Origin of the sequence: Aestuariivirga sp. (assembly GCF_044239095.1) — a bacterium.
In the GTDB taxonomy this organism is placed as follows: Bacteria; Pseudomonadota; Alphaproteobacteria; order Rhizobiales; family Aestuariivirgaceae; genus Aestuariivirga.
The window spans coordinates 1-11669 of sequence record NZ_JBIICB010000122.1; the positions used below are offsets into that span (position 1 = coordinate 1).

General features: G+C 62.1%; 11 protein-coding genes, 1 tRNA gene and 1 pseudogene. 7 read left to right on the forward strand and 6 right to left on the reverse strand.

Annotated elements, in window-relative coordinates:
• The 3 genes and pseudogenes from ACILRA_RS12245 to ACILRA_RS12255 all read right to left on the reverse strand — a co-directional run.
• Positions 1 to 277 (reverse strand): annotated as a pseudogene (locus ACILRA_RS12245) (acetylornithine deacetylase); the annotation flags it as partial.
• 186 nt (positions 278 to 463) lie between these two features.
• Positions 464 to 1396, reverse strand: a complete 933-nt coding sequence (locus tag ACILRA_RS12250) for an SMP-30/gluconolactonase/LRE family protein (RefSeq protein ID WP_395662383.1) — start codon at positions 1394 to 1396, stop codon at positions 464 to 466.
• Positions 1397 to 1406: 10 nt separating this feature from the next.
• A complete protein-coding gene (locus ACILRA_RS12255) occupies positions 1407 to 2600 on the reverse strand; it encodes an amidohydrolase family protein (protein ID WP_395662384.1) in 1194 nt (397 codons plus the stop codon).
• Between the two features lie 104 nt (positions 2601 to 2704).
• Between ACILRA_RS12255 and ACILRA_RS12260 the strand changes: the two genes are divergently transcribed.
• The 3 genes from ACILRA_RS12260 to ACILRA_RS12270 all read left to right on the forward strand — a co-directional run bounded on the left by ACILRA_RS12260 (position 2705) and on the right by ACILRA_RS12270 (position 4750).
• On the forward strand, positions 2705 to 3241 hold the full coding sequence (locus ACILRA_RS12260; RefSeq protein ID WP_395662385.1) for a HutD family protein: 537 nt from the start codon (positions 2705 to 2707) through the stop codon (positions 3239 to 3241).
• 59 nt (positions 3242 to 3300) lie between these two features.
• Positions 3301 to 3735, forward strand: coding sequence for an OsmC family protein (locus tag ACILRA_RS12265; RefSeq protein WP_395662386.1), 435 nt, complete (start codon positions 3301 to 3303; stop codon positions 3733 to 3735).
• Between the two features lie 430 nt (positions 3736 to 4165).
• On the forward strand, positions 4166 to 4750 hold the full coding sequence (locus ACILRA_RS12270) for an HdeD family acid-resistance protein (RefSeq protein WP_395662387.1): 585 nt from the start codon (positions 4166 to 4168) through the stop codon (positions 4748 to 4750).
• Positions 4751 to 5065: 315 nt separating this feature from the next.
• Here the strand turns inward: ACILRA_RS12270 and ACILRA_RS12275 are convergent, their stop codons facing one another.
• Together ACILRA_RS12275 and ACILRA_RS12280 are read right to left on the reverse strand one after the other, a co-directional pair.
• Positions 5066 to 6106: an Lpg1974 family pore-forming outer membrane protein gene (locus ACILRA_RS12275; protein ID WP_395662388.1), complete on the reverse strand. Its 1041-nt coding sequence runs from the start codon at positions 6104 to 6106 to the stop codon at positions 5066 to 5068.
• Positions 6107 to 7461: 1355 nt separating this feature from the next.
• Positions 7462 to 7537, reverse strand: a tRNA-Val gene (locus ACILRA_RS12280).
• 94 nt (positions 7538 to 7631) lie between these two features.
• Here ACILRA_RS12280 and ACILRA_RS12285 point away from each other — a divergent pair.
• Complete coding sequence (locus ACILRA_RS12285; RefSeq protein ID WP_395662389.1) at positions 7632 to 8525, forward strand: alpha/beta hydrolase; 894 nt, start codon at positions 7632 to 7634, stop codon at positions 8523 to 8525.
• Here ACILRA_RS12285 and gph read toward each other — a convergent pair.
• The gene (gene gph / locus ACILRA_RS12290) at positions 8501 to 9175 is read right to left on the reverse strand and encodes a phosphoglycolate phosphatase (protein ID WP_395662390.1); all 675 of its coding nucleotides are present in this window, start codon (positions 9173 to 9175) and stop codon (positions 8501 to 8503) included. The two genes, ACILRA_RS12285 and gph, sit on opposite strands and share 25 nt — an antisense overlap.
• Before the next feature lie 83 nt (positions 9176 to 9258).
• Between gph and ACILRA_RS12295 the strand changes: the two genes are divergently transcribed.
• From ACILRA_RS12295 to ACILRA_RS12305, 3 genes are all read left to right on the forward strand, one after another.
• A complete protein-coding gene (locus ACILRA_RS12295; protein WP_395662391.1) occupies positions 9259 to 10734 on the forward strand; it encodes an NAD-dependent succinate-semialdehyde dehydrogenase in 1476 nt (491 codons plus the stop codon).
• Positions 10731 to 11444: a ribose-5-phosphate isomerase RpiA gene (gene rpiA, locus ACILRA_RS12300; RefSeq protein ID WP_395662392.1), complete on the forward strand. Its 714-nt coding sequence runs from the start codon at positions 10731 to 10733 to the stop codon at positions 11442 to 11444. Before ACILRA_RS12295 ends, rpiA begins: the two co-directional genes overlap by 4 nt.
• Positions 11441 to 11669, forward strand: a 229-nt coding sequence (locus tag ACILRA_RS12305; protein WP_395662393.1) for an FAD-dependent oxidoreductase, incomplete at its 3' end; no start/stop codon positions are given. The genes rpiA and ACILRA_RS12305, both read left to right, overlap by 4 nt.

Below are 11669 nucleotides of genomic sequence, written 5' to 3' on the forward strand. Positions count from 1 at the left end.
CGTCATGCCTGTTGAGGCGGAACGGATCGGACGACCACGCCTGGCCCTCGACCGGAACCACGTCGGTGTGCCCGGACAGCACGATGCCCGGCACCCCTTCCGGCCCGATCGTCGCCCAGAGGTTGGCCTTCCGGCCATCCTCGTTGTGAACGAGCAGCGATTCGATGCCAAGGCTCGACAGGTGATCCCGAACATAGGCGATCAGGTCGAGGTTGCTGTCCCGGCTCACGCTGGGAAAGGCGATCAGTCTTTCGAGGTGGTGAAGTGTGCGGGTCATCTGCGCGATTTGACACATATCAAGGCATGCATGGAGAAAAAGCCCTAGTTATTGGTTGCACGGTGGTTCCAGCCATCGGGCAGGCGGGGTGGACGCTCGAGAAAGTCAGCTGTCGCTTCGTTCCCCCCTTTCCGAGGGTTCCCCCGCCTACAGCCTGACGGGCTCCGCCATGCGGGGCCCTTTTCTTTAGGGCCACTGCGCACCTGTTCGCGCCGTCTCGATGGCGTAGACGGAGGATGTGGCGCAGATGAACATGCGCGACTTGCCGAAGCCGCCGAAGGTGAGGTTGGCGACCACCTCCGGCACCAGGATGCGGCCCAGACGCTCGCCTTCCTTGGTGTAGCAATGCACGCCGTCGCCCGCGGAGATCCACAACAGCCCTTCCGTGTCGACGCGCAGTCCGTCGGGCACCTTCTCGTTGATGGTCGCCACCACGCGGCTGCCGGCAAGCCGCTTCCCGTCCACCACCCTGAAGCCCCGCACGTGGCGCGGGCGGCCCTCCTCGACGCCAAAGCCAGAGCCTCGCGCATAGCCTGAGTCGGCGACATAGAGTTCTGATTCGTCGGGCGAGAAGGCCAGGCCGTTCGGCCGGTCGAAATCATCTGCAACGACGCTCAGCTCGCCATTGTGCGGATCGAAGCGGTAGACCTGGTTGTTGCCGATTTCGCTGTCCGCGCGGATGCCCTCGTGATCGGAGATGATGCCGTAGGGCGGGTCGGTGAACCAGATCGTGCCGTCCGACTTCACCACCACGTCATTGGGTGAGTTCAGGCGTTTGCCGTTCCAATGGGTGACCAGCACCTCGTAGCGGCCGTCCAGGGAGGTGCGGCTCACGCAGCGCCCGCCATGCTCGCAGGAGATCATGTTGCCCTCTCGGTCCCGCGTGTGGCCGTTGGTGCGCTGGGATGGCTGGCGGAACACGGAGAGCCCCGTCACCGGCGACCACCGCATCATCCGGTTGTTGGGGATGTCGGAGAAGCGGAGCTCGTTCAGTTCCGAGAACCACACCGGCCCCTCGGCCCAGATGAACCCGGTGGTGATCCTGGTAAGGGCGGCACCCGCCGGGAAAAAGTCGAGAAAGCGGGCGTGATCGGGCGCGAGGCAACTGGCGTAGGCCATGGATCTTTCCTCAGATGATGACGGGAATGCGCGTGGCGGGCGGTGTGTTGCGGCTTCTCTGGCATTTGACCTGCCCGTCGATGACCACCATGCCGATGCCGGGAAGATCTCCGAGGGCGATCGCGTGCAGCAGATTTTCGCCCGCCGAATGCTGTGCGGTGTCCATGAAGACGAAGTCCGCCGCGCGCCCGGTCTCGATCAGCCCGCAGTCGAGCTTGCGCATGCGCGCCGTGTTGCCGGTGGCGAGGCAGATCGCAAGCTCGGCGGGAAGATCGCCCAGCGAGGAGAGCATCGAGACCATGCGCGCGATGCCCAGTGGCTGAACGCCCGACCCCGCTGGCGCGTCGGTGCCGAGGATGACGCGATGCAGCTCGCCCATCTCTTTCGCCAGCCGCAGCGTGTAGAGGGCAGCACGCTCATTGCCATTGTGCACGATCTCCAGGCCGCGCTTGCAGCCCTCGCAGATGCAGCGGATCTGATTATCGGGAAGCGCCGTGTGGCCGCCATTGATGTGGCCCACAACGTCGGTGTCGGCCTCCAGCACCACGTCCTTGTCGATGAGGCCTGAACCCGGGATCGAGGGTCCGCCGGTGTGGATGGTGCTCTGGATGCCATATTTGCGCGCCCAGGCCACCATGCGCTTTGCCGTGGGGCCATCCTTCACGCCGCCGAGGCCCACTTCGCCCAGCAGCGTTACGCCGGCATCGGCGAGGTCCTTGAAATCCTGCTCCGTCATCTCGGGCTCGATGCAGGGTGCGCCCGCATGGACCTTCACGCCCGACGGCCTGAAATTGGCGAACTGGCGCTGCGCGGAGATCGCCAGAGCCTTGAGGCCCACCACGTCACGCGGGCGGCCGGGCGTATGCACCTCGCCTGCCGAGATCATGGTGGTGACGCCGCCGTTGAGGTTCGAATCGATCCAGCCCAGCTGGTTCTGGCGCGGCGTCCAGTCGCCTGCCACGGGGTGCACGTGGCTGTCGATCAGCCCCGGCGCCAGCGCCGTGCCGCGGGCGTCGATGACGAGCGTCGCATGCTCCTGGTCCACGTCCTTGGCGCGCCCGATGGCCGTGATCCGGCCATTCTCGGCCACCACCGTGTCGGCATCGAGGATCGGGTTCTCGATGGCGCCGGACAGCAGCAGGCCGATGTTGCGGATCACCAGTTTCTGCGGTCCCGCGGCCGGGCCTTGAGCTTCATGCGCCATGTTGTCCTCCTGCAAGCGTGCTGCTTCTCAGGCAGCTTCAAGCTGGCATACTGCGACAGCGGGCCCATGCTGTCGAGGCCATGCCGCTGGATTAAGGAACGCGCATGAAGATCATCCGTCACCATGAGTTTCGCGAGGGGCGCTGGCGCAATGGCATGGGCGTGTCCTGGGACATTGCCTCAGCATCCACCGAAGGTGAGGACTTCGGCTGGCGGTTGGCCATCGCCCGCATCGATGCCGATGTGCCGTTTTCGGTCTACCCCGGCGTTGATCGCATCTTCACCCTGTTCGAGGGCGGTGGCCTAGACCTCGACCTCGAAGAGACCGGGACGCTCGCTTGCCACAGCCTGTATGTGCCCCACCCATTCCCCGGCGATGTGCCGGCGCGCTGCCGCCTGAGGGCGGGCCCCTGCCGCGCGCTCAATCTCTTCACCCGCCGGGAAAGCTGGTCGGCTGCTGTGGAGGTTGTGACGAGCTCCACGGACATCACGCATGATGGGCCGATCCTGCTGTTTGCTTTGTTCGGCGCTGCCGAGGTCAATGGCGCGGCACTGGCGACGGGCGATGCAGTGGTCGCCGAAGGGCGGGTGAGCGTACGCACGCAGGGATCACTTTTCACTGCCATGCTATCGCCGGTGTGATTGGCGGCAGGCCGCTTTCCGTCTAAAAGACGTGAAAATTCATCCGGGAGATGGCAGGCATGAAAGCAAGGGTGCAGTGGCTCGACGGGCGGGCCTTCGTGGGTGAATCGGGTTCGGGCCATGCGGTGGTGATGGACGGTTCGCCTGAGTCGGGTGGCCGCAACATCGGCGTGCGCCCCATGGAGATGATGCTGCTGGGGCTTGGCGGCTGCACCGCCTTCGACATCGTCATGATTCTGGAGCGCATGCGCGAGAAGGTGACGGGCCTCGACATCTCGCTCGAGGGCGAGCGTGCCGGGGAGGATCCCAAGGTCTTCACCCATGTCAAACTCGTCTACAGGATCACCGGGTACAAGCTGAAACCCGCCAATGTGGAGCGCGCGGTAACTCTTTCCGCCGAGAAATACTGTTCCGCCAGCGCCATGTTCGGCAAGACCGCGGCCATCGAGCACAGCTTCGAGATCATCGAGGCAGGTGAGGCCATCAGCGGCTGACAAGGCTGCCGGACGCGAAAGCAGCTCAGTCCGTGTGGCTGACTGCCCGGCTGGGACCGGTAACCAATCTGAAATTGCCGTTTTGTCAAGTTTCAGCCATCGCTCTGGTGCATCGGTCGCAGGGTGTTGGTGAGACCTTCCGAAATCGCATAGCGCGCAACATAAGTCCACGCGCTAACCCATTGAAAACGCTAGAGCATGATCAAGAATTCGTGAGCCGCCGCAAGCCAGCCGATACTGGCTTCGGGCGCCCAAATCAGACTATTGTCTGGCCACTGTCAGGCGACTGCCTGGCGGCTTCTTTGCAGAACTTGCCCGCCGCGCGCCGGTCATCCGGAGCAGGCGGGCAATTTTTGCGAGTACCACATGTGCATTATGTGATGTATAAGTCTCCTGGGGAAAAACGCTCAACCTGGGGAGGGTACCACTGATGACCAAAAACACCGCAGATGCGAAGGGACTCGGACAGGGCGCAGCCGTATTGCACGGCCTCGCCGACAATTGGTGGCTGCTGCTGTTGCGCGGCATTGCTGCCATCGTCTTCGGCGTGCTGGCCTTCGCCTGGCCGGGGATCACCATTCTGAGCCTCGTCCTCGTCTATGGCGCCTATGCGATGGTTGACGGGTTGTTCTCGCTCTATGCCGCGATCAGGGGCGGCGACGGTGCGGCGCCGCGCTGGTGGCTTGCGATCGTGGGTGTGGCAGGCGTGATTGCGGGCGTGATTTCCTTTGCCAATCCACCACTGGTGGCGCTGTGGCTGCTTCTGCTCATCGGCGCCTGGGCGATCGTGAGCGGCATCTTCGAGATCGTCGGCGCAATCCGTCTCCGGAAAGAGATCGACAATGAATGGCTGCTGATCCTCCACGGCGTGATCAGCGTGATCTTCGGCGCGCTGCTGATGATCATGCCTGTGCCGGGCGCGCTCGCCATGGTTTGGGTCATCGGCGCTTATTCCATCGCCGGGGGCGTCATTCTCAGCATACTGGCCTTCAGGCTCAGGAAGCACGCGCACTGAGGATCGCCCCAGCAAAAGCTGGGGTCCCACTTTCTGTCCGCATGTGCGGCACCAAAAGCGGGATGCCAGCTTTCGCTGGCATGACGGTAAGGATGGGTGGCGTGATCTCAACTCACGGCCCGCCATCCTAGACAACCCATCATCACGCCGTCATCCCGGCGAAAGCCGGGATCCAGCTTTGTGTCAGCGCGGTCTACACACAGGAGCGCTGGTCTTCTCTTCCTGGCGAAGCTTCGAAATTGTTTGGCGCGGAGGAGCATCCGCAGACCGCCAGTAACCAGTTGGCTCTCCAGCGCCCATCCGGGTTGCGTCTTGTCAGGGGATTTCGACGGTTAATCGCGCGAATGGTCCGTGCACCAGCAAATCAGACCGCCCGTCATCGCTGAAATCGCCAACCTTGTTGATGTCAGAGCGCTCGATCATCAGTCCGCTGTATTGCGCGGCGCGGTATCCTAGGGTCAGATCCGCTTTGTCTCCGATGCCGAAAGAAACGCCAGCCATACCCTCGACATTCCAAATGACTTCGCTGCTGTTCCAGTCGGTCTCTTCTTGCTCTGCCAATTCCTGTATAGATGGAATGAGACCGGCGTCACGATATTCTGATTCGGTGTAGCCGAATAAAGCCGAACCAGACGCTGATCCCACAAGGGCAACATCCGGCAAATGGATCGGTACCATGACATCGACCCCGATGCGGGGTCCGATTGCGTAAGTACTGTCTTGAAACTCGCCCATTTTGTCCAGAGCTTCAGAGGTTTTCCAATTCATTTCTGTGGTCGAGTTCAGGCCTCGAACGCCAGCGAATAAACGTGTTTGCAATCCTCCAAATTCCTCCGGCCGGTAGCCGACTTCAATATCAAGAACTCGAAGGTTTGTATTCTGGCTGCCTTCGGTGGTTCTGGAAACAGGTATATTGATAAAGGTATCTGTTTCTTCGTGGGTGGACGTATCTTCATTCAAGTAGATTGCACCCAATCCGACTTTGTAGTCCCAGTGGTCATTGAGACGTTGTCCGAGTTCGAAACGTCCCTGAAAGCCGTTCTGTCCGGGGTTCAATGAGCCCAGGCCGCCCAGCTTGTCGTCTTCATCGAGTTGATCATCTTGAGGATCAAGATACCAAGCCACATAACAATCCAGAAGTTCTTCTTGTTCGGCAGCATCGCAGAGTTCGGATTCGGATGCCTCTGGAAAACTGGCGTTCGAAGGGCTCGCATCGAACATGTAACCCCCTTCGAAGCTGATGAAGGTCGTGGGGTAGTCCACATTGCCAACACCATCCAATTCAGCCGCACGCGCCACATGCAGATGCATGACAAGTGCAGCAATGGCTGTAGATGCCAGCAAAAATCGCTTCATTTGGAACCCCAATAAAATTGAACTTATGCTATCTGAATCGTGGGTATTGGCACAGGAATAATTTGGAGGCGCTATCAAGTGAGAGTTGTTGATACCGGGCTGGCGCAATGTCGAATGCCGGGGTCGAATTGTGGCCCCAGATAAAACGAAAGGTGATGGCATCTCAGCGCCAGCCGCAACCGGACGTGCAAAAGCCCGGCAACTCAAGCCAACAATGGAAGCGCTCGGGATCGTGCTTTCCTTCATATGCAGGCAGACGCCCTATTCCGAGTTCAGGGCCGCAAAGATACTCAGGTCCGTGCAACATCAGCTGTCGAGCGGATGCCATGTCTGCCTGATCGAGGACGAGCAGTTAGTTGCCTATGCGGGGTGGCTGCCAGTTGACCCGATGGTTGCGCAAAAGTGGCTGGAGGGCAAAGGCACTCTCCAACCCGTGCCTTCTTCGAGCACGGATGCAGCCGCCTTGACCGTTGTGTCGGTGACCCGCAGAACCCAGATACCCCAGCTTATCCGCGCGTGCCGGGATCTTGCACCACAAAGCGACATATACTTTAAGCGCGAGTACCCTGGGGGTCGCGCCAAGAAATCGAAAGTGCAGAACCGGAAATAGGTCCTCGAAGCTATCTGAGTACAGCTTTCGAGGAATCGTCGCGCTTTGGCGTTGCACCGTTTCTGGATGCGCAAATTTTTTGCATCACCGCCGCAAAGAACAATTCTCGATCAATGCTGCTTGCCCAAGACGCCAGCACGTGAAGCACGGATAGAGTTCGATACGATTGAAGACATGTTGCGCTTTCAGTCCGCGTCCTACGTGACCTCCGGAAGACTATCGAGTTGGCCCTTTGCGTGATCTGTCAATAATCAGCACCACCGAAGTCCGCCCATCGCCTTCGTAAGCTGGCAACTGCTCAAGCTGCGGAGGCAGGCGCACTGACGATCACCCCAGACACCCCATCATCACGCCGTCATCCCGGCGAAAGCCGGGATCCAGCTTTGTGTCAGCGCGTACTGCACCAAAAGCGGGATGCCAGCTTTCGCTGGCATGACGGTAAGGATGGGTGGCGTTGATCTCAACTCACCGCCCGCCATGCCAGACACCCCATCATCACGCCGTCATCCCGGCGAAAGCCGGGATCCAGCTTTCTGTCGGCATGTGCCGCACCAGAAGCGGGATGCCAGCTTTCGCTGGCATGACGGTAAGGATGGGGGCGTGATCTCAGCTGACTGCCAGCCGCTCTGGTCTCAAATCCGGCAAGACCTCATCGAGGTCGAAAAGGGCCAGTCCGAAAGGCATGGCGCACGCCAGAAGCGGCGGGGTAACCCCCGCGCCTCGGCAAGCAATTCAAAAAACTGGATGGTGGGCGATACTGGACTCGAACCAGTGACCCCTGCGATGTGAACACAGTGCTCTACCAACTGAGCTAATCGCCCGACTTCAGGGTGATGGGCGTATAGGCGGAAGCGGGGCGGCAAGTCAAGTTTGAGGCAGGGCATCTTCCGGCCTGTCTTGTGCGTAGAAGAGCGCATGAAGGTTTTTCTGATGGTCTTGGCTCTGCCTGCGGCGGCGGGACTGGCGCTCTGGGCGGCGGTTGCCGCAACGTCGGCGCTGGCGGTGTTCAATGCGCTGGTCCCGGTGGACCGCGGCGTGTCGCTGGCGGCAGAGGGGGTGCCCTATGGGCCTGACCCGCGCCAGAAACTCGATGTCTATCGTCCGGCCGGGGCGGGCGAATCGCTTCCCGTGCTGGTGTTCAGTTACGGCGGATCCTGGAATTCCGGGGAGCGCCGGCTTTACGACTTTGCCGGCCGCGCCTTCGCGGCGGCGGGCTTCCTCACCATTGTCTATGATTACCGGCTTGTGCCATCCGTCCGGTTTCCCGCATTCGTGGAGGATACGGCTGCGGTCATCGCCTGGGCCGCGCGCAGTGCGGAGCGCTATGGGGGAGATGGCAGGGGCGTGTTCCTCGCGGGCCACTCGGCGGGTGCCTATAATGTGGCGATGGCGGCGCTCGATGGGCGTTATCTGGCGGCCTTCGGGCTCGATGGGCGGGTCATCGCGGGTGTCGCGGTCTTGTCCGGGCCCTTCGACTTCCTGCCGCTCGACGGGCCATCCACTGAGGCGGCATTCGGCCAGTGGCCGGATCTGGGAGAAACCCAGCCGGTCAACGCCGCAACGGCCTCAGCACCGCCCTTCCTGCTGATCACGGGTGATGCCGACCGCATTGTCTATCCGCGCAATTCCGAGCGGTTGGCGGCGCAGCTCACGGCAAAGGGTGCTGCAGCGCGGCTCCTGATCGTGGAGGGGCTGGGCCATGCCGATGTGCTGACCGCCATCGCATGGCCGCTGCGCTGGCGCGCGCCGGTGCTTGATGCCGTCACCGGTTTCTTCCACGAAATTCAGGCGAGCGCGAAGAGGTCCTGAATGGCCTCGTAGGCCTCATCGAAATGCGCGATCATCCGGTCGGGCCCGAATTCGGCGACGGGCTGCGGCGTGTAGCCGAAGGGGACCCCGATCACCGGCACGCCGGCGTTTCTTGCCGTCAGCACGTCTGTCTCGCTGTCGCCGACCATGATTGCACGCGGCGCCACGAGGCCGAGGCGCGAGACCGCCTCCCGGAAGGGGCGCGGATCAGGCTTGGCGACCCCCAGCGTGTCCGGGCCCACCACGGACCCGAAATGATGTGACAGGTCCAGGGCGTCGAGCAGTTGCACCGACAGTCCCTCGAGCTTGTTCGTGCACACGCCGAGGCCGAAGCCTTCGCCCTTGAGCCGTTCCAGAAGTCTCACCACACCCGGAAATGGCACGCTGCCATCCGCGATGTTGCTGGCGTAGAACGTCACGAAGCGCTGGTAATCGGGCTCAACGTCATAGTTCTCCGGCAGCCCTCCCGTGGCCGTCAGGCCGCGGGTGAGAAGCGCCCTGGCGCCATGACCGACGAAGGAGCGCACCTCGTCCATGGATATCGCCCGGCGGCCCAGCCCCACGAGCACGTGGTTGGTGGCGCGCATGAGGTCGGGGGCGGTATCGACGAGGGTCCCGTCGAGGTCGAAAATCACGGCGCGATCTGGCATGGAAACTCCGCGAAACTGGCGTGTTGGTGTCTGGCAGGGGCTCATGCTAAGAGCCCGCCACCCGAATGACAGGAGATCTCAAGATGGATATCCGGAAGACCCAGGCGCTGCGCGACATACTGAAGGACCAGTCGCTGCTCAAGGACAAATGTTACATTGACGGCAAGTGGACTGGCGGCGCCGCCACCATCGATGTGACCAATCCGGTGGATGAGAGCGTGATCGGCACAGTGCCGAAGCTCGGCGCGGCTGAAACCCGCCAGGCCATCGAGGCCGCGAGCCGTGCCCAGAAGGATTGGGCGAAGAAGACGGCGAAGGAACGTGCCGCGATCCTGCGCAAGTGGTTCAACCTCATCATGGAGAACCAGGAAGACCTGGCCCAGATCATGACTGCCGAGCAGGGCAAGCCGCTCGCAGAATCGCGCGGCGAGGTTGCCTATGGCGCGTCCTTCATCGAATTCTTCGCGGAAGAGGGAAAGCGCATCTATGGTGAGACGGTCCCGTCTCCCTGGCCTGCCGCCCGCATGCTGGTCATCAAGCAGCCGGTGGGTGTGGTTGCCGCCATCACGCCGTGGAACTTCCCCAACGCCATGATCACCCGCAAGGCGGGCCCGGCACTGGCGGCTGGCTGCGCCTTCGTGTGCAAGCCCGCCAACGAGACCCCGCTCTCCGCGCTCGCGCTCTGCGAACTGGCCGAGCGCGCCGGCATCCCCGCTGGCGTGTTCTCGATCCTGACCGGCGTCTCGCGTGAGATTGGCGCCGAGATGACGTCAAATCCCATCGTCCGTGCGCTGACGTTTACGGGTTCCACCGAGGTCGGACGCGTGCTGATGGCCCAGTGCGCGCCCACCATCAAGAAGGTTGGCCTGGAACTTGGCGGCAATGCTCCCTTCATCGTGTTCGATGACGCGGATCTCGATGCCGCCGTGCAGGGCGCCATGCTGTCGAAGTACCGGAACGCCGGTCAGACCTGTGTCTGCGCCAACCGTATCCTGGTGCAGGACAGCGTCTATGACGCATTCGCCGACAAGCTCGCCGAGGCCGTGAAGAAGCTGAAGGTGGGCGACGGCACGGAGCAGGGCATCACCACCGGGCCGCTCATCAACAAGGCGGCCATCGCCAAGGTGCAGGAACACATCGACGATGCCCTCAGCAAGGGTGCGAAGCTGCTGATCGGCGGCAAATCGCTGGGCGGCAATTTCTTCGAGCCGACCCTGATCCGCGACGTGACCGCCGACATGGCGGTTGCCCGCGAGGAGACCTTCGGCCCCGTGGCCCCGCTCTTCCGCTTCAAGACGGAGGAAGAGGCGATCGCCATGGCCAATGACACGGAATTCGGCCTTGCCTGCTATTTCTATTCGCGAGACATCGGCCGCGTCTGGCGCGTGGCGGAAGGCCTCGAATATGGCATGGTCGGCATCAACGAGGGCATCATCTCGACCGCCGAAGCGCCCTTCGGCGGCATGAAGGAATCGGGTCTCGGCCGCGAAGGCTCGCACCATGGCGTCGAGGAATATCTGGAGATCAAGTACATGCTGATGGGTGGGCTCAACAAGTGACCGCAGACGAACAGAAGAAGGCCGCCGCGCAAGCCGCGCTTGATTATATCAGGCCGGGCATGAAGGTCGGGCTGGGCACCGGCTCCACCGCCAATCACTTCATCAGGGCGCTTGCCGCCAAGGTGAAGCTCGAAAAGCTCGATATCGAATGCGTGCCGACCTCCAGCCAGACCTATAAGCTCGCATCATCCCAGGGTCTCAGGATGACGACGCTGGAACAGCATCCGCTGCTTGACGTCACCGTCGATGGCGCTGATGAGTTCGACGCCAGTTTCCAGCTCATCAAGGGCGGCGGCGGTGCGCTGCTGGCGGAAAAGATCGTCGCCTCCTCGTCGCGCTACATGATCGTGATCGCCGATCAGTCGAAGCAAGTCGAGACACTGGGCAAGTTCCCGCTGCCGGTTGAGGTCGTGCCCTTCGGTGTGAAGGCCACGGCCTGGAAGATCGAGCGTGCGCTCCGCCTTCTCAACCTCACAGGCAAGCTCGTGCTGCGCGTCAAGGACGGCCAGCCCTTCCGAACGGACAATGGCAACACCATCATCGACATATCGCTGGGCGCCATTCCGGATCCCAACCGCCTGTCGATCTATCTCAACAATGTTCCGGGCGTGGTCGAGGACGGGCTGTTCGTCGATATCTGCAGCATCGTCCTGATGGGCACGGACAAGGGCGTGGAGACGTTCAAGAAGGCGTCGCACAGGCCGTCATGACCGGCTTCGACTACGATCTCTTCGTCATCGGCGCAGGCTCGGGCGGCGTGCGGGCCGCCCGCATCGCCGCGCGCCATGGTGCGAAGGTTGCCGTGGCGGAGGAATACCGCGTCGGCGGCACCTGCGTCATCCGCGGCTGCGTGCCGAAAAAGCTCTTCGTCTACGCCTCGAAATTCGCCGAGGAGTTCGAGGATGCCGTGGGCTTCGGCTGGACATCGGACAAGG

Bases quoted from the DNA above. Each gene is read 5' to 3' on its own strand.
- ACILRA_RS12250 (WP_395662383.1), bottom strand. From the start codon at position 1,396: ATGGCCTACGCCAGTTGCCTCGCGCCCGATCACGCCCGCTTTCTCGAC.
- ACILRA_RS12255 (WP_395662384.1), bottom strand. From the start codon at position 2,600: ATGGCGCATGAAGCTCAAGGCCCGGCCGCGGGACCGCAGAAACTGGTG.
- ACILRA_RS12260 (WP_395662385.1), top strand. From the start codon at position 2,705: ATGAAGATCATCCGTCACCATGAGTTTCGCGAGGGGCGCTGGCGCAAT.
- ACILRA_RS12265 (WP_395662386.1), top strand. From the start codon at position 3,301: ATGAAAGCAAGGGTGCAGTGGCTCGACGGGCGGGCCTTCGTGGGTGAA.
- ACILRA_RS12270 (WP_395662387.1), top strand. From the start codon at position 4,166: ATGACCAAAAACACCGCAGATGCGAAGGGACTCGGACAGGGCGCAGCC.
- ACILRA_RS12275 (WP_395662388.1), bottom strand. From the start codon at position 6,106: ATGAAGCGATTTTTGCTGGCATCTACAGCCATTGCTGCACTTGTCATG.
- ACILRA_RS12285 (WP_395662389.1), top strand. From the start codon at position 7,632: ATGAAGGTTTTTCTGATGGTCTTGGCTCTGCCTGCGGCGGCGGGACTG.
- gph (WP_395662390.1), bottom strand. From the start codon at position 9,175: ATGCCAGATCGCGCCGTGATTTTCGACCTCGACGGGACCCTCGTCGAT.
- ACILRA_RS12295 (WP_395662391.1), top strand. From the start codon at position 9,259: ATGGATATCCGGAAGACCCAGGCGCTGCGCGACATACTGAAGGACCAG.